The organism is Prescottella sp. GW823-FHT02E09, from assembly GCF_058797375.1.
In genome coordinates this window covers 739,936-756,628 of record NZ_JBXAJP010000002.1, presented here as the reverse complement: position 1 = coordinate 756,628, position 16,693 = coordinate 739,936, and the positions used below count along the sequence as shown (strand labels likewise).

At 69.3% G+C, this 16,693-nt stretch carries 13 protein-coding genes and 1 rRNA gene; 8 read left to right on the top strand and 6 right to left on the bottom strand.

All coding sequences use genetic code 11. From position 1 onward, the window contains the following. Window positions 1–106: 106 nt before the first annotated feature. Window positions 107–223 (top strand): 5S ribosomal RNA (rrf, locus tag AC1RIF_RS07715). A 238-nt stretch (window positions 224–461) separates the two neighbouring features. Here the strand turns inward: rrf and AC1RIF_RS07710 are convergent. Next, window positions 462–2,063, bottom strand: coding sequence for an adenylate/guanylate cyclase domain-containing protein (locus AC1RIF_RS07710; RefSeq protein WP_492600761.1), 1,602 nt, complete (start codon window positions 2,061–2,063; stop codon window positions 462–464). A gap of 38 nt (window positions 2,064–2,101) precedes the next feature. On the opposite strand from AC1RIF_RS07710, the gene nucS reads away from it, so the two are divergent. Continuing rightward, a complete protein-coding gene (nucS, locus tag AC1RIF_RS07705) occupies window positions 2,102–2,791 on the top strand; it encodes an endonuclease NucS (protein WP_492600760.1) in 690 nt (229 codons plus the stop codon). A 41-nt stretch (window positions 2,792–2,832) separates the two neighbouring features. Further along, window positions 2,833–3,165: an Rv1322 family protein gene (locus AC1RIF_RS07700; protein ID WP_492600759.1), complete on the top strand. Its 333-nt coding sequence runs from the start codon at window positions 2,833–2,835 to the stop codon at window positions 3,163–3,165. 5 nt (window positions 3,166–3,170) lie between these two features. Here the strand turns inward: AC1RIF_RS07700 and AC1RIF_RS07695 are convergent, their stop codons facing one another. Together AC1RIF_RS07695 and mce are read right to left on the bottom strand one after the other, a co-directional pair. Beyond that, window positions 3,171–4,124, bottom strand: coding sequence for a coiled-coil domain-containing protein (locus AC1RIF_RS07695; protein WP_492600758.1), 954 nt, complete (start codon window positions 4,122–4,124; stop codon window positions 3,171–3,173). A gap of 98 nt (window positions 4,125–4,222) precedes the next feature. After that, on the bottom strand, window positions 4,223–4,702 hold the full coding sequence (mce, locus tag AC1RIF_RS07690; protein ID WP_492600757.1) for a methylmalonyl-CoA epimerase: 480 nt from the start codon (window positions 4,700–4,702) through the stop codon (window positions 4,223–4,225). 91 nt (window positions 4,703–4,793) lie between these two features. Here mce and AC1RIF_RS07685 point away from each other — a divergent pair, with 91 nt between their 5' ends. The 3 genes from AC1RIF_RS07685 to AC1RIF_RS07675 all read left to right on the top strand — a co-directional run bounded on the left by AC1RIF_RS07685 (window position 4,794) and on the right by AC1RIF_RS07675 (window position 7,471). After that, a complete protein-coding gene (locus AC1RIF_RS07685; RefSeq protein WP_492600756.1) occupies window positions 4,794–5,987 on the top strand; it encodes an acetyl-CoA C-acetyltransferase in 1,194 nt (397 codons plus the stop codon). A 79-nt stretch (window positions 5,988–6,066) separates the two neighbouring features. Next, window positions 6,067–6,438, top strand: a complete 372-nt coding sequence (locus AC1RIF_RS07680) for a DUF3817 domain-containing protein (protein WP_492600755.1) — start codon at window positions 6,067–6,069, stop codon at window positions 6,436–6,438. Window positions 6,439–6,544: 106 nt separating this feature from the next. After that, window positions 6,545–7,471 carry a tetratricopeptide repeat protein gene (locus AC1RIF_RS07675; RefSeq protein ID WP_492600754.1) on the top strand — a complete coding sequence of 309 codons (927 nt, stop codon included), beginning with the start codon at window positions 6,545–6,547 and terminating at the stop codon, window positions 7,469–7,471. Between the two features lie 31 nt (window positions 7,472–7,502). On the opposite strand, the gene AC1RIF_RS07670 is transcribed toward AC1RIF_RS07675, so the two are convergent. From AC1RIF_RS07670 to AC1RIF_RS07660, 3 genes are read right to left on the bottom strand one after another with little or no spacing between them, the layout of a single operon-like run. Next, window positions 7,503–8,969, bottom strand: coding sequence for a neutral zinc metallopeptidase (locus AC1RIF_RS07670; protein ID WP_492600753.1), 1,467 nt, complete (start codon window positions 8,967–8,969; stop codon window positions 7,503–7,505). A gap of 27 nt (window positions 8,970–8,996) precedes the next feature. Next, on the bottom strand, window positions 8,997–11,192 hold the full coding sequence (gene glgB, locus AC1RIF_RS07665) for a 1,4-alpha-glucan branching protein GlgB (protein WP_492600752.1): 2,196 nt from the start codon (window positions 11,190–11,192) through the stop codon (window positions 8,997–8,999). Continuing rightward, window positions 11,189–13,198 (bottom strand): alpha-1,4-glucan--maltose-1-phosphate maltosyltransferase, encoded by a 2,010-nt coding sequence (locus AC1RIF_RS07660; RefSeq protein WP_492600751.1) that lies wholly within the window; start codon window positions 13,196–13,198, stop codon window positions 11,189–11,191. The genes glgB and AC1RIF_RS07660 overlap by 4 nt, the downstream gene beginning before the upstream one ends. A gap of 219 nt (window positions 13,199–13,417) precedes the next feature. On the opposite strand from AC1RIF_RS07660, the gene AC1RIF_RS07655 reads away from it, so the two are divergent. Both AC1RIF_RS07655 and glgP read left to right on the top strand, forming a co-directional pair. Next, on the top strand, window positions 13,418–14,026 hold the full coding sequence (locus tag AC1RIF_RS07655) for a DUF1109 domain-containing protein (RefSeq protein ID WP_492600750.1): 609 nt from the start codon (window positions 13,418–13,420) through the stop codon (window positions 14,024–14,026). A 64-nt stretch (window positions 14,027–14,090) separates the two neighbouring features. Next, entirely contained in the window at window positions 14,091–16,691 is a 2,601-nt protein-coding gene (glgP, locus tag AC1RIF_RS07650; protein WP_492600749.1) for an alpha-glucan family phosphorylase, read from the top strand. The last annotated feature ends 2 nt before the right edge of the window (window positions 16,692–16,693 follow it).

Sequence of the window (16,693 nt, the reverse complement as noted above, 5' to 3'; positions counted from 1 at the left end):
CTGAAACAACACACAGATACCATTCACCCCCAACACCCCACGACCCTCACGGGCCGGCCGGGTGGTTCGGGCGGGGGGTAGTGAATGTGTGACAGTTTCATAGAGTTACGGCGGCCATAGCGGAGGGGAAACGCCCGGTCCCATTCCGAACCCGGAAGCTAAGCCCTCCAGCGCCGATGGTACTGCACCCGACAGGGTGTGGGAGAGTAGGACACCGCCGAACACCCTTTACCGAAGGCCCCCACCCATCACGGGTGGGGGCCTTCGGCATTTCTGCATGTATGCGCACCCGGAGAACGCCCGAGTCGCCCACTGCAAGAACGAGGTCCGGGTACCGGGCTACGCCGCGAAGCTGTGAGCGCGACGGTTGCCGATCCCCTGACCGGCAACGTTGCGGCGTATCCGGAGTGTCGGGTAATCACTGCCCGAGGCGGCCGACGGATTCTGACCCGTGTGAGGAGTCAGTCGGCGCTCGGGATCACCGACGTGGTGTGCACGGGGCCGAGGCCGGAGTCGGGTGCGGTGGGATGAGCGAGTTGGGTGGGCGTCCCTCGCCCGCGGAGGGTCACCGACTCGCCGGAGACCCAGTGTCGCGCCTCGGATGCGCCGGCCAGTTCGACAGTGGTGTACGAGGCCAGCAGTGCGTCCGGATCCGACTTGGCCATCTCGGACAGGCGTGCCGCCTCGTTCACCGGGTCCCCGATCACCGTGTACTCGAATCGTTCGCGGGCCCCGACGTTTCCGGCGACAGCGGTGCCGGCCGCGACGCCGATGGCGGCGTGGCACTCCGGGACCTCGAAAGGCAATCGGTGTCGAATGGCTCGCGCCGCGGCCAGGGCGTGCCCAGCGGCATCCGGGAGGTCGCGCGGGGCACCGAAGATCGCGAGTGCGGCATCGCCTTCGAACTTGTTGACGAAGCCACCGTGGCGATCGACCTCGTCGACCACCACCTCGAAGAACCGATTGAGTAGGTCGACCACTTCCGCGGGGGGCCGCGTCGCCGCGAGCTCGGTGGAGCCCACCAGATCGACGAAGAAGATCGCGACGTCGCGCTCCTCGCCGCCGAGACGGGGCGGTGCGACGAGGGCGGCCTCGGCGACGTCCTGGCCGACGTGCCGCCCGAAGAGATCCCGGATCCGCTCGCGCTCCCGGAGTCCGTCGGCCATCCGGTTGAATCCGGACTGCAGCTCGCCTAGTTCGGTGCCGTCGTACACGACGACCCGGGTGTCGAGCCGGCCTTCCTCGATCCGGCTCATACCGGTCTTGACGGAACGGATGGGCGCCACCGTCGCGCGGGCATTGAGCAGGATCAGCAGCAGCCCGAAGAAGAGGGTGATCGCCCCGAGCCCCAGAACGGCGACGACGAGCTGGGACAGTGTGGTGTTGTGGCTGGTGAGGCTGTACGCCGCGACGATCATCAAACCGGCGACGGGGACGCCGGTACCGAGGATCCAGGCCAGCAGTGTCCGTCCGACGACGCCGCCGAGCCGCACCTTCGGCCGGCCGCCGGTCTCGAGCGCGCGGGCCGCCGCCGGGCGAAGCGCGAATTCACTGAACACGTGGCTGAACGCGCAGATCGTGATGCCGCCGAGCGCGATGGTGAACGCGATCTTCGGAACGGTCTCCGGGTCGACGAGGGCATATGCGGGTGTCAGCAGGAGGAGGGCGATCGTCCACTGCCCGATCTGCATGCGGGTCAACCGCCACGGCATCGTCAGGGTCGTCAACCTGTCGCGTTCGGTGGGTGCTCGGTCGAGGACGATCCACTGCAGATTGTGCAGGGCGCGCCGGGTCCCCTTGACGGTTCCGATCAGCAGCGCGACGGCCAGGTAAACCGGCACGAAGACGAAGTTGAGAAACCGGAACTCCGGCTCGAGCAGTTCGGGGCCCGGAACCACGAACGTGACGAGCACTGCGACGACGGCTGCCCCGACGACATTGGCCCCGAGTAGGGACGCGGTGAGGAGCGTCTGGACTCGGATCCGTCGGATCCGTGGTGTCTCCGAAGGCGTTCCGAGCAGACGGGAGCCGAGCGGCGTGTCGACAGGTCGGCGCGGGTCCATGGTCGTTCGAGAGTATTCGATCCACTAGGGTGGGCCGAGTGCGTCTTGTCATTGCTCGTTGCCGTGTCGATTACGTCGGTCGCCTGACGTCCCACCTGCCGATGGCCCGCCGGCTGCTGCTCGTCAAGGCGGACGGGTCCGTCAGCATTCACGCCGACGACCGCGCGTACAAGCCGCTGAACTGGATGAGCCCGCCATGCTGGCTCGCCGAGACCACCGATGGTGAGACCGAGGACGGCGCCCCCAAGCAGCTGTGGGTGGTGACGAACAAGGCCGGCGAGGAACTGCGGATCACCATCGAGGAGATCGAGCACGATTCGAGCCACGAGCTCGGTATCGACCCGGGACTCGTCAAGGACGGTGTCGAGGCGCATCTGCAGGAACTGCTGGCCGAACACGTCGAAACGCTCGGGGAGGGGTTCACGCTCATCCGCCGCGAGTACATGACGGCCATCGGTCCCGTCGACCTGCTGTGCCGCAACGCCGACGGGGCGACGGTGGCCGTCGAGATCAAGCGGCGCGGCGAGATCGACGGCGTCGAACAGCTCACCCGGTACCTCGAGCTGCTCAATCGGGATCCGCTGCTGGCGCCGGTTACCGGCGTCTTCGCGGCTCAGCAGATCAAGCCGCAGGCCAAGACCCTCGCGACCGATCGTGGTATTCGCTGCCTGGTACTCGACTACGAGGCGCTGCGGGGCACCGAGAGCACCGAGTTCCGCCTGTTCTGAGCGTTCGCGGGTGCGCGCAGGCCGGCCCCTAGACTGGTGTGGTGCCGCGTCGCAATCAGCCCCGCAAACCCCACCGTCGCAGCGAGTCGGCCGACGGGCACGTCGCTGACGGCAGCCTGTTCGGAAACGCACTCGCCCGTGAGGAATCGGGTCCATCCGGCTACGGCGACGAACGTTTCATGGTCCGTCAGATTCCCGGTGCCCGGGCCACGAAGACCTACCGTTGCCCGGGCTGCGATCAGGAGGTGCGGCCCGGAGTCGCGCACATCGTGGCGTGGCCGGCCGATTCCGGGGGTGCGGACGACCGCCGGCACTGGCACACGGGGTGCTGGGCCGGCCGTCGCACGCGGGGGCTGACGCGTCGCTGGTCCTGACTGCGCTACGTGGTTCGCGCGGGCTGCTGCTGCGACGGTGAATCGGATTCGTCGGCCGGGCCGCTGGCATCCGGTGACTCGCCGTCCTTGGCGGGTGCCGAGGCTTCGGCGTTGTCGAGCAGCTCCGCTTCCCGGTTGACGGAGGCGAGCATCGCGGGGACCGAATCGAGCTGGCCGCGAATGCCGAGCAGCTGAGCAAGGATTCGACTGCGCAACACCCGCAGCTCCTCGGCGAGTTCCTTCGCATGTGCGATCTTGCGGTCGGACTGCTCGGTGGCGATCTGCAGACGACGCTGCGCCTCCCGGCTGGCGTCGGTGAGACGTCGGTGGGCGTCGGCCTTGCTGTCGGTCTCACGTTCCTCGATGATCGCGAGGGCCTTGGCGCGACGTTCGGCCATCGTGATCTCGAAGTCCTGCTGGACCTGCGCGCGCTTCGCCTCGGCCTCGGCGGTGAGACGGTCGCGCTCGGCCACCGCGGCTTCGACGATCCGGATGCCTTCCGTTCGGGCGGCCGTCATTGTCTGTTCGTGCTCGCGTTCGAGGGCCGCGCGTCGCTCCTCGAGTTCCTTGATCTTCGTCTCGTAGAGCAGGCGGAGTCGTTCGCTCTCCTGCTCGGCGACCGACACCATCTCCGCAGCATCGGCTTCCGCCTTCGCGCGCACCTCGGAGGCCTCGTCGGAGGCCAGGCGCAGCATGCGGGAGATGCGCTCGCTCATGCCCTCCGCGGTCGTAGGCGGCACCGACAGCCGGTCCACGTCGCGGCGGAGTTCGTCGATCTCGTCCCGTGCGTCCTCGAGCTGAATGGCCAATTCCCGGGCCTGCGCGGCGGCCGCGTCGCGGTCGGTCGCGGTGAGGCGGAGCTCGGCGTCGAAACGGTCGTAGTAGCGCCGAACCTCGTCCTTGTCGTATCCCTTGCGGACGATGGTGAACGGCATGCCGCGGTCGTGATCGTAGGCCATGCCTGCCAATCTACCGGCGACGATGGCCGCAGCGCCCGCGGAGGCGGACCGGCGTCGTCACACCGGCCCCACTCCGCGGCGCCACTGGAATGCTCGGGTCAGTGTCCGCCGTCGGCGGCCGGCTCGACCAGCTCGATGAGCACGCCGCCGCCGTCCTTCGGGTGGACGAAGTTGATCCGCGAGTTGGCGGTGCCACGACGCGGTGCGTCGTACAGCAGGCGCACGCCGTCGGCGCGGAGCTGCGCGCTGATCGCGTCGATGTCGGTGACGCGGAACGCCAGCTGCTGCAGGCCCGGGCCACTGCGATCGATGAACTTGGCGATCGTGGAGGCCTCGTTCAGCGGCGCGAGGAGCTGGATCGCGGCGGCACCGGCGGCCTGTCCCGGGTATCCGAGCATGGCCTCGCGGACGCCCTGTTCCTCGTTGACCTCCTCGTGCAGGTTGACCATGCCGAGGTGCTTGCCGTACCACGCGATGGCGGCGTCGAGATCCGGCACCGCGATACCGACGTGGTCGATCGCGGTCACCAGCTCGGAGGTCAGTCCGCTCGGGGCGGTGCTGGGGGAGGAAGATGTCATGTATCAGACGGTAGCGCTACCGTTTGAACTGTTCGCGCCGGGTCACGGCTCAGACCGCCGTCCCGGACCAGGATCGACCGCTGGAGGAATCTTGACCACTTCTGTCATCGTTGCCGGGGCACGTACCCCGGTCGGACGACTGCTCGGGTCCCTGAAGGACCTTTCGGGCTCGGACCTCGGCGGCGTAGCGATCAAGGGCGCGCTGGAGAAGGCCGGTGTGGCGCCCGAGCAGGTCGAGTACGTGATCATGGGTCAGGTTCTCACCGCGGGCGTGGGCCAGATGCCGGCGCGTCAGGCTGCCGTCGCCGCCGGGATCCCGATGAGCGTTCCCGCGCTCACGATCAACAAGGTGTGCCTGTCGGGAGTCGATGCGATCGCGCTCGCGGACCAGTTGATCCGGGCCGGAGAGTTCGACGTCGTCGTCGCCGGTGGTCAGGAGTCGATGTCGCGGGCACCGCACATGCTCGAGAAGAGCCGTGAGGGCTTCAAGTACGGCGATGTCACGCTGCGCGATCACATGGCGTACGACGGCCTGCACGACATCTTCACCGATCAGCCGATGGGCAACCTCACCGAGCAGCGCAACCAGGACGACGACCAGCGCATCACGCGCGAGGAGCAGGACGCGTTCGCGGCCGCGTCGCACCAGAACGCCGCCCGTGCCTGGAAGGACGGGCTGTTCGCCGACGAGGTCGTCCCGGTGACGATCCCGCAGCGTCGCGGTGAGCCGATCGTCGTGACCGAGGACGAGGGCATCCGCGCCGACACCACCGTAGAGTCGCTCGCCAAGCTGCGTCCGGCGTTCGCGAAGGACGGCTCCATCACCGCCGGTACCGCGTCGCAGATCTCCGACGGCGCCGCCGCGGTGGTCGTGATGAGCAAGGCCAAGGCCGAGGAGTTGGGCCTGGAGTGGATCGCGGAGATCGGCGCGCACGGCGTCGTCGCCGGTCCGGATTCGACGCTGCAGTCCCAGCCCGCGCGCGCGATCGCTCGTGCGTGTGAGCGTGAGGGCATCGATCCGAAGGATCTCGATGTCGTCGAGATCAACGAGGCGTTCGCGGCCGTGGGCATCGCGTCGACCCGCGAGCTGGGTATCGACGCCGCCAAGGTGAATGTCAACGGTGGTGCGATCGCGATCGGCCACCCGCTCGGTATGTCCGGCGCCCGCATCGCACTGCACCTCGTTCTCGAGCTGCAGCGACGCGGCGGCGGCATCGGTGCGGCCGCTCTGTGTGGCGGCGGCGGACAGGGCGACGCCCTGATCGTCCGGGTGCCGAAGAAGTAGCTTCATACCCCTGTGCGGCACCTCGTGGTCGAGACTGTGACGAGTCTCAACTACGGGGTGTCGTAGTTTCTCGTGCACAATGGCGGCCATGGCGAACTTCTTCGATCTCAGCTCGTGGCCCAAGCGTTTCCGTTTCGTGGCTGTTCTGGAAGCCTTCAGCTGGGCCGGTCTGCTGATCGGCATGGCGTTCAAGTACCTGCCCGAGAGCGCCCCGGAGATCGGGGTGAAGATCTTCGGACCGATCCACGGTGCGATCTTCGTGATCTACGTGATCGTGGCGCTGTTCACCGCGCGCGCCGTCAGGTGGGACTTCAAGACGCTCGCCCTCGCGATGATCTCCAGCATCCCGCCGTTCATGACCGTCTGGTTCGAGCGCTGGGCCGCGCGCAACGGGCGCCTCGGTGAGCTGTCGACCACAGGTGCTGCGCAGTCGGCGCCCGCTGTCGCCTGACGGACGCCCCGGTGGCGGGCCGGAATGGCTGCCCGCCCGCCACTCGTGACAAACTGAATCCGTGACTCGACCTGGTTCTCGTCCGTCCCCTCGTATCGCTGCGGCCATGTCCGGTGCCGTCGACCTGTCCGGTCTCAAGGACCGTGCACAGCAGCCGCCGAGCGCGCCCGCGGGCGCGCCCGTCACCGACTCGGCCCAAGTCGACTCGGCCCCCGTCAGCACGACCGGGCTCGCACCGGTCATCGACGTCACCGAGGCCACCTTCCAGGCCGAGGTGCTCGAGCGGTCCATGCAGGTGCTGGTGATCGTCGACCTGTGGGCCACGTGGTGCGGACCGTGCAAACAGTTGTCCCCGGTGCTCGAGAAGCTCGCCCACGAGGGCGGCGGTAACTGGGTCCTCGCGAAGATCGACGTCGATGCCAACCCGGGCATCGCACAAGCGTTCGGCGTCCAGTCGGTCCCGACGGTCGTCGCGATCGCCGGTGGTCAGCCCCTCGCGGACTTCTCCGGCGCGCAGCCCGAGCCGCAGCTGCGCCAGTGGATCGCCGCCCTGCAGGAAGCGGTCCAGGGCAAGCTGGCCGGACCGCCGTCGGGTGACGGCTCCGAGCCGGAGCCCGAGCCCGAGGATCCCCGCTTCGTGGCCGCCGAGAATGCGCTCGACGAGGGCGACTTCGCCGGCGCCGAGGCCGCCTACAACCTGATTCTCAACTCCGAGCCGGCCAACGAGCAGGCACTTGCCGCGCTGCGGCAGGTTCGATTCCTCGGCCGGGTGCAGGAGCTGCCCGACGACGCGATCGAGGCGGCGGACGCGCAGCCCGACTCGCTCGACGCCCAGTTCGCCGCGGCCGACGCCGAGTTGTACTCCCAGCGACCCGAGGCGGCCTTCGACCGGCTCATCGCGCTCGTCCGCCGCACGGCCGGAGACGACCGGACGGCGGTACGGACACGTCTGCTCGAGCTGTTCGAGTTGTTCGACCCGGCGGAACCGGTACTGGTCGCGGCCCGTCGGAAGCTCGCGTCCGCGCTGTACTGACCGGCGCTCGACCCGATCCGATCGGCGATCCTCAGCGGTAGCGGCCGTCGCAGGTCTGCTGTCCGCCGAGGACGCCGGTGCGGAACGCGTCCACGCGCGAGAACCCGCTCGGCACCGTGTTGCCGTCGACGTCGCTCGCGGCCAGTCCGTCGGACAACAGTCCGGAGATGGCCTCGTCGAGGTCCCCGGGCGAGAGCCACACCGTCCGGGTATCGGTGGGGGCCGCCTGATCCGGACTGAGCGCCGCGGTGACCGCGCCCGACAGGCACGCTGCGCGCAACGCCGCCTGCGGGCCGGACAGCGACAGGCCCGCCGCCTTCTGCACCGCGAGGGTGTAGCGGGAGGCGAGCAGGACGTAGGCGCCGTAGTCGCCGGTGACGTCGGCGCTGAGGACGTCGTCGCCGGTCGCCGTGTCGGGGCGTCCGCGTTCGGCGAGGGTGGGGACGTCGACACCGATGGTGTTGGTGGCGGGACAGTACGAGACCGGCTCGGTGGCGTCCGCGTCTCGGCAGTCGGTGTCGATCCCGGTGAGATCGAGGGTGGGCGGGTCGGCGAGGGCGAACACGGTCCCGAACGAGTCGAAGATCGCGGTCAGTGATTCCGCCGTCACCGGCAGCTCACCGTCGTCGTTGCGGCCGTCGTACCGCTGCGGCAGGTCGGCCCGCCGCGACGTGATCTCGTCGGCGTCGATGCGGGTGCACGCACCCGCGCCGTCGGTGAAGCCGATCTGGGCGGCGGTGACCCGTTCGAAGGCGGAACCGTGAATCGACTCGGGATCGCCGGGGTCGGTGTCACGCACCGAGACTGTCGCTGCCAGTACCGAATTGAGCCCGTCGGACGTGTTGAGGGTGAAGCGCGGGGCGCGTCCCTCGGCGACATGGCGGATGAAGGCGCCCGCGAAACAGTCGGCCTGCTGTTCGTACACGATGCCCGGATCGTCCTCGCCCACCAGTCCGGCCTTCTGCTGAATCGCGTGACCGTACTCGTGTGCCAGCACCATCACCACCGACATCGGCCCGAACGCCTCGACCAGGTTCGGCAGCAGGTAGGCGCGGTCCCAGCCGATCGTGTCCTGCCTGACGCAGTACGCCGCGTTGACGAGGTCCTCGGTGGTCATCCCGCAGAATCGGCGGGCGCCGGTGTCGTCGGGGTTCCACGACAGCAGGTCGGTGACCGGCTGGAACGTGCCCTTGAAGACCGTCGGGTACTCGGACGCCCAGTAGTCCTCGATGTCGGAGATCGCGTTCGCCGCGAGCGCGTCGATCTCTCCGCCGTCGCCGTCGCCGTCGGTCACGGTGCGGGTGGCGTCCGGCGCGCCCTCGCGGGGTCCGCTCGGACCGCCCTGCGCGGGAAGCCCGGCCACGGTGAACGGGTCGTCGTAGATGGACACCGCGCGTCCGTCGATGGTCGACGAGCATCCGGTGACTGCGCTGATCGCCACCGTCAGCAGCACGAGGGATGTCGCGACGGCGCCTGCCGGTCGCCGCGTGCGTGTCACCGATCCTGCCCAGTCACCGCGTGTCCCTCACCTTTCCAGCCGCATCCAGATGGCCGCGCTCGCCGGCAGTGTCACCTCTGCCGACGCCGGGCGGCCGTGCCACGGCCGCTCCAGGGCCGTCACCGAGCCGAAGTTGCCCAGGCCCGACCCCTGGAACTCCAGCGCGTCGGTATTGAGGATCTCAGACCAATTGCCGGGTTCGGGCAAGCCCACACGATACTTCTCGTGCGCGGATCCCGAAAAGTTGTACAGGCACGCGACGATCGAGCCGTCGCTCCCGTACCGCAGGAAGCTCAGCACGTTGTTCTCGGTGTCGTTGGCGTCGATCCACGAGTATCCGCCGGGGGAGGTGTCCAGCGTCCACAATGCCGGATTGGCGCGGTAGACGGCGTTGAGTTCGCACACGAGGCCGTGGATGCCGTGGTGCAGGTCGCCGGTCACCGGATCCTCGAGTTCGTGCCAGTCCAGTCCGTGTTCCTCGGACCACTCGGCCTGCTGCCCGAACTCCTGACCCATGAACAGCAGCTGCTTGCCCGGGTGCGCCCACATGTACGCCAACAGCGCGCGTACGCCGGCGGCCTTCGCCCGGTCGTCACCCGGCATGCGCGTCCACAGCGTGCCCTTGCCGTGGACGACCTCGTCGTGGCTGATCGGCAGCAGGTAGTTCTCGCTCCACGCGTACATCAGTGAGAACGTGATCTCGTGATGGTGGAACGTGCGGTGGACGGGATCGCGCTGCAGATACCCGAGGGTGTCGTGCATCCAGCCCATGTTCCATTTCATGGTGAACCCGAGACCGCCGACGTTGGTGCCGCGCGTCACGCCCGGCCACGACGTCGACTCCTCGGCGATGGTCACGACACCACGGTGATACTTGTGGATGGTCGCGTTCATCTCCTGCAGGAACGCGACCGCCTCGAGGTTCTCCCGACCTCCGTGGACGTTGGGAGTCCACTGCCCCGACGGCCTGGAGTAGTCGAGGTAGAGCATCGAGGCGACGGCGTCGACCCGCAGGCCGTCGACGTGGAACTCGTCCAGCCAGAACAGGGCGTTGGCGACCAGGAAGTTCCGGACCTCGCGGCGACCGAAGTCGAACACGTATGTGCCCCAGTCGAGTTGCTCGCCGCGCTGCGGATCGGCGTGCTCGTACAGCGGTGAGCCGTCGAACCGGGCCAACGCCCAGTCGTCCTTGGGGAAGTGCGCCGGCACCCAGTCCACGATGACACCGATGCCGGCGCGGTGCAGGCGGTCGACGAACGCGCGGAAGTCGTCGGGCGTCCCGAAGCGGGCGGTCGGCGCGTAGTACGACGTCACCTGGTAGCCCCACGAGCCGCCGTACGGGTGTTCGGCGACGGGAAGCAGTTCCACGTGTGTGAACCCGGACTCGATGACGTACGTGCTCAGTGCGTCGGCGAGTTCGGTGTAGCTCAGCCCGGGACGCCACGATCCGAGGTGGACCTCGTACACGCTCATCGGTTCCCGACTCGGCTCCGAGCCCGCACGGGCCGCCATCCACTCGTCGTCGGACCAGCGGTGCGCCGATGCGGTGACGATGGAGGCGGTCGCCGGCGGTACCTCCGTCGCGAACGCCATCGGGTCGGCCTTGTCGCGGATGGTGCCGTCGCGGCCGTGGATCCGGAACTTGTACATCTCGCCGGCGCCGACGTCGGGGACGAACACCTCCCACACGCCGGTCGAGCCGAGCACCCGCAGGGGGAAGGTGTGCCCGCCCCACAGGTCGAAGTTGCCGGTCACCGTGACGCCCCGGGCGCCGGGCGCCCACACCGCGAACGAGGTGCCGTGCACGACGCCGTCGGGGGTGTCGTACGTCCGCGGATGCGCGCCGAGGATGTCCCAGAGACGCTCGTGCCGACCCTCCCCGAACAGGTGCAGATCCAGTTCACCGAGGGTCGGGAGGAACCGGTAGCCGTCGGCGGTCACTACCGTGTACGCACCCGGGTACGTCACCACCAGGCGGTAGTCCGCGAGTTCGTGGACCGCGACCAGTGCGCTGAACACGTCGTCGGCGACCCGGTGCAGGGGATGGTCCCGCCCACCGATCCGCACCGCGACGGATTCGGCGCCCGGGCGCAGCGCCCGGATCACCGTGCCGTCGGGGTGGGGGTGCGCACCGAGGACGGCGTGCGGGTCGTGGTGGGTGCCCTGCACCAGCAGTTCCAGGTCGCGTGGATCCGGTGGACACGCCGCGGCGGGCGGGGTCACGGATTGTGCTCCCGGTCCGCGAGGCGTCGCCGTGTCTCGAGAGGGATCGGTGGCAGCGCCAGGATGTGCGCCGACGCCCGCCACGGTTCGAGGCGGACGAAGTTGTGCCGGCCCCACTCGTACTGCTCGCCGCTGACCCTGTCGTGCACGGACAGGTGGTCGTGCCAGTCCCGGCCGAGGGCCGGCAGGTCGAGGGACACGAAACCCTGCTCGGCACCGAACGGGTTGAGGTTCACCACGGTCAGGACGGCGTCGCCGGTGACCGGATCGAACTTGGAGTACGCGATCAGTGCGTCGTTGTCGACGTGGTGGAAGTGCAGGTTGCGCAGTTGCTGCAGCGCCGGGTGTGCCCGCCGGATCCGATTCAGCGTCGTGATCCACGGTTCGAGGGATTCGCCCCGGGCCCGGGCGTCGGCGAAGTCACGCGGGCGCAGCTGGTACTTCTCCGAGTCCAGGTACTCCTCGCTGCCCGGGCGGACCGCGGCGTGCTCGAACAGTTCGTAGCCGGAGTACACGCCCCACGTGGGGGACAGCGTCGCCGCGAGCGCGGCCCGCACCGCGAACATGCCGGGGCCGCCGTGCTGCAGGCTCTCGTGCAGGATGTCCGGCGTGTTCACGAACAGGTTGGGGCGGGCCTCGTCGGCCTTGGCGGCGATCTCGTGGCCGAACTCGGTGAGCTCCCACTTGTTCACGCGCCACGTGAAGTACGTGTACGACTGCGTGAACCCGCGTCTCGCGAGCCCGTAGAGGCGCGCGGGCCGGGTGAAGGCCTCGGACAGGAACAGCACGTCCGGGTCGGTCCTCTTCACCTCGCCGATGAGCCACTCCCACAGGCTCGGCGGCTTGGTGTGCGGATTGTCGACGCGGAAGATCTTGACGCCCAGCCGGACCCAGTGCCGCACGACACGCAGGACCTCGGCGTGGATGCCGTCGGGATCGTGGTCGAAGTCGATCGGATAGATGTCCTGGTACTTCTTGGGAGGGTTCTCCGCGAACGCGATGGTGCCGTCCGGCAGTTGCGTGAACCACTCGGGATGCTGTTGCGCCCACGGATGATCGGGCGCGCACTGCAGCGCGAGGTCGAGCGCCACCTCCAGTCCCAGTCGCGCGGCGTCGGCGACGAACGCCGCGAAGTCGACCTCGGTCCCGAGTCGGGGATGGATCGCGTCGTGACCGCCGTCCGCGGATCCGATCGCCCACGGCGAGCCGACGTCGTCGGGTCCCGCGGTGAGGGAATTGTTGGGGCCCTTGCGGTTCACCTCCCCGATCGGATGGATCGGCGGCAGGTACACGACGTCGAAGCCCATTGCGGCGATGCGGGGCAGATCCGCCGCCGCGGTTGCGAACGTGCCGTGCCGGGGGGCGCCGTGCGTGTCCCGGCCGCCGGTGGAGCGGGGAAAGAACTCGTACCAGGATCCGAACAGGGCGCGTCGACGGTCGACCACTACGTCGTACGGGCGGGACGCGGTCACCAGCTCGCGCAGCGGTCGTGCCCGCAGCGCCTCCGCGACCTCGGATGCGAACGCCGGCGCGACCCGGACCGGCAGCTGGCGGTCGGACCGCAGCGACGCCGCCACCGTCAGCAGGCGGTCACGGTCGAGCCGGTCCGCGCCGTCGGCCGCCCGCTCGAACAGGCGCGCCCCGAGCTCGAGGTCGTTGGCGAGATCCGCCGGCCCCTGACCGACGCCGAGCTTGGCCTCCACCGCGTGACGCCACGTCGTGATCGGATCGCCCCACGCCTCGATGCGGTAGCTCCAGGTCCCGACCGCGGTCGGGGTGAACGTCGCGTGGAACGCGTCCAGCTGCGGCCCGGGATGCATGGGGATCCGCACGGTGTCGGACGGTCCGCCGGGGCCCTCGACGACCAGCGTCGCCGCCACGGCGTCGTGTCCCTCGCGCCACACCGTCGCGGACACGGGGAACACCTCGCCGACCACGGCCTTGGCCGGGAAACGACCGCCGTCGATCGAGGGCAGCACGTCGTCTATGGCGAGGCGACCTGTCACACGTACTCCGTTCGGGCTCCGACTGTCCGGGGCGGGGACAGTGTCGGATCAACGGTAGTTCAGAGGCTCGTGCGGCGTCGGGATCGTGGCGACGAAATCGGAGCAGCCGGGGGTTCAGCCGACAAAGCAGCAGCGAAGTAGTCACCCGCGCCCCTCCGGTTCGGCCCCCGCCGTCGACGGAAACCGGAGGGTGCCCGCTTGCGCCGGTACCTTTCCCGTATGGGGGAGCTTCAGGGTGGTCTCGAGGACATCGACACACGGAGCAGCCCGCCCGGCCGCGTCCTCGCCGCGATCGTGGGCGTCGCCGTGGGAGTTCTCGTGTGCATCCACTACGACCGGTGGCCGTCGAGGTTCGGGGCCGCGCGGTGGGCGGATCCGCTGCTGTTCGGGGGCGCAGCGATTCTCGTCCTCGCCGTCGCGGGCCTGGTGTGGGCGATCCGCACGCTGTACTTCGTGGGCCGGGACCGGCGCTGGTCGTGCTGGGTCCTGGTTGCGCCCGCGACAGTGATCGTCTCCGTGGCCGGTGCGCTGCTCTTCCCACCACCGAGCTTCGACGACCTGCGGCCGGATTTCGAACGCGTCGCCCTCGAGGTGCTTGCCTCGCCCGATCGGTCGCGTTCGAACGTCGAGCTCGGCCGCTTCGACTTCCTTTTCGTTCGGAAGGATGCCGGTGGGTCGGTCTATTTCGTCGACGCCGGTGGTCTCGGAATCTCGACGAGTTCCGGGTGGGCCTACTTGCCGGACGGGTCACCGGCAGGCTTCGACGACTTCACCGCGACGCATCTGGGCGGACCCTGGTACGAATTCAGCGCGGTTTGGTGGGACTGATCGCTGGCGGGAGGAGTCTCGACTCGGCGCGTCACCGGGCCCGAACATGGGTAGTGTTCGCGGCGTGAAAGCCCTGCGTCGGTTCACCGTCCGAGCCCATCTGCCCGAGCGTCTCGCGGCCCTGGGGCCGCTGTCGACCAACCTGCGCTGGTCGTGGCACCCGGCGACGCAGGACCTGTTCGCGTCGATCGACCCCGCCCTGTGGACGGCGGTGCGTCACGATCCGGTCCGGATACTCGGCGAGGTGGATCCGTACCGGCTCGACGAACTGGCCGTCGATCAGGCGTTCCTGGCGGAACTGGACCGTGTGGCCGCCGAGCTGGACGACTATCTGACCCGGCCGCGCTGGTATCAGGACCAGCTCGGGAAGGGCGCCGCGCTGGCCACCGGGATCGCGTACTTCTCGATGGAGTTCGGTGTCACCGAGGTGCTGCCGAACTACTCCGGTGGGCTCGGCATCCTCGCCGGCGATCATCTCAAGGCCGCGTCGGACCTGGGTTTGCCGCTGATCGGCGTCGGGCTGCTGTACCGCTCCGGGTACTTCCGGCAGTCGCTCACCGCGGACGGCTGGCAGGCCGAGCACTACCCGGCCCACGACCCGCAGGGGCTGCCGCTGCGGCTGCTCACCGAGAGCGCCGAGGACGGCGGACCGGGCGCGCCGGTGCTGATCCACATCGCGATGCCCGGCGGTCGCGTGCTGCGCGCACGGGTGTGGATCGCGCAGGTCGGCCGGGTGCCGCTGCTGCTGCTCGATTCGGACATCGCGGAGAACGATCCGGAGCTGCGCGCGGTGACCGACCGGCTCTACGGTGGCGACCAGGGCCACCGGATCAAGCAGGAGATCCTGGCCGGCATCGGCGGCGTGCGTGCGGTCCGCGCCTACACCCGCGCGCACGGTCTCGCCGACCCCGAGGTGTTCCACATGAACGAGGGACACGCCGGTTTCCTCGGACTCGAACGCATCCGGGAGCTGATCACCACCTCCGCACTGGACTTCGACGCCGCACTCGCGGCGGTACGCGCGGGCACCGTGTTCACGACGCACACGCCGGTCCCGGCGGGCATCGACCGGTTCCCGACCGAGCTGGTGCGCCGCTACTTCGGTGGCAGCGAGGGGGAGCAGGAATCGACGCTGCTCCCCGGACTGGGGGTGGACCGCATCCTCGCGCTCGGTGGCGAGAACGACCCGGGCGTGTTCAACATGGCGCACATGGGTCTTCGGCTGGGCCAGCGCGCCAACGGGGTCTCGAAGCTGCACGGCGAGGTGAGCCGGGCGATGTTCGAATCCCTGTGGCCAGGCTTCGACGCCGCCGAGGTGCCGATCGGCTCGGTCACCAACGGCGTGCACGCCCCGACGTGGGCGGCCCGCGAATGGATGGACCTTGCCCGCCGACTCGTCGGGCCGGACCTGCTGGAGGAGGCCCGCGGCTGGGAACGGTTGCGGGAGATCGACTCCGGCGAACTCTGGTCGACCCGGAACACGCTGCGGGCGCAGCTGGTCGACGAGGTGCGCCGCCGAGTGCGGGCGTCGTGGCTCGAACGCGGCGCGACCGAGGCCGAACTCGGCTGGACGACCGAGGTGTTCGACCCGAAGGTCCTGACCGTCGGGTTCGCGCGCCGGGTGCCGACCTACAAGCGCCTGACGCTCATGCTGCGCGACGCCGAGCGATTGAAGGCACTGCTGCTCGACGAGAGCCGTCCGGTGCAGCTCGTCGTCGCCGGTAAGAGCCATCCCGCCGACGAGGGCGGCAAGGCGCTGATCCAGCAGGTCGTGCGGTTCGCCGACCAGCACGACGTCCGGCACCGGATCGTGTTCCTGCCCGACTACGACATGTCGATGGCCCGGTACCTGTACTGGGGTTGCGACGTGTGGCTCAACAATCCACTGCGGCCACTCGAGGCGTGCGGGACGTCGGGCATGAAGTCGGCGCTCAACGGCGGACTGAATCTGTCCATCCGCGACGGCTGGTGGGACGAGATGTTCGACGGCGAGAACGGCTGGGCCATCCCCACCGCCGACGGTGTCGCCGACGAGACCCGCCGCGACGACCTCGAGGCCACCGCGCTGTACGAGCTGCTCGAGCGGTCGGTGCTGCCCCGCTTCTACGAGCGCGACGAGAGTGGCCTGCCGACCCGCTGGCTCGAGATGGTCCGGCACACGCTGCAGACGTTGGGTCCGAAGGTGCTGGCGTCGCGGATGGTGCGCGACTACGCGGTCGAGTACTACGCGCCGGCGGCGGACGCGGCCCGGAAGATGCTGCCCGACAACTTCGCCGGCGCCCGCGAGATGGCCGAGTACCGGCGCCGCGTGGGTGCGGCGTGGCCGGGCGTGCAGGTGGCGCAGGTCGACAGCGCCGGGCTGCCCGACAACCCGGAGATCGGCGCCGACCTCTCACTGCGCGCGTTCGTGCGCCTGGGTGGCCTCGCGCCGACGGACGTCGTGGTGCAGGCGGTGCTCGGAAAGGTCGGGCCCACCGAGGAACTCAGCGACGTCACGACCGTGCCGATGGTGCACACCGGGGCCGACGGACTGGGGGAGGTGTTCGAGGCGACCACACCGCTGCCGGTGTCGGGGTCCGTGGGCTACACCGTCCGCGTCCTGCCGCACCACGACCTGCTGGCCACCGACGCCGAACTGGGTCTCGTCGCGGCGCCCTACGTCTAGTC

Excerpts from the sequence above, each read along its gene's own strand:
- AC1RIF_RS07710 (WP_492600761.1), bottom strand. The coding sequence starts at position 2,063 with ATGGACCCGCGCCGACCTGTCGACACGCCGCTCGGCTCCCGTCTGCTC.
- AC1RIF_RS07695 (WP_492600758.1), bottom strand. The coding sequence starts at position 4,124 with ATGGCCTACGATCACGACCGCGGCATGCCGTTCACCATCGTCCGCAAG.
- mce (WP_492600757.1), bottom strand. The coding sequence starts at position 4,702 with ATGACATCTTCCTCCCCCAGCACCGCCCCGAGCGGACTGACCTCCGAG.
- AC1RIF_RS07680 (WP_492600755.1), top strand. The coding sequence starts at position 6,067 with ATGGCGGCCATGGCGAACTTCTTCGATCTCAGCTCGTGGCCCAAGCGT.
- AC1RIF_RS07675 (WP_492600754.1), top strand. The coding sequence starts at position 6,545 with ATGTCCGGTGCCGTCGACCTGTCCGGTCTCAAGGACCGTGCACAGCAG.
- AC1RIF_RS07655 (WP_492600750.1), top strand. The coding sequence starts at position 13,418 with ATGGGGGAGCTTCAGGGTGGTCTCGAGGACATCGACACACGGAGCAGC.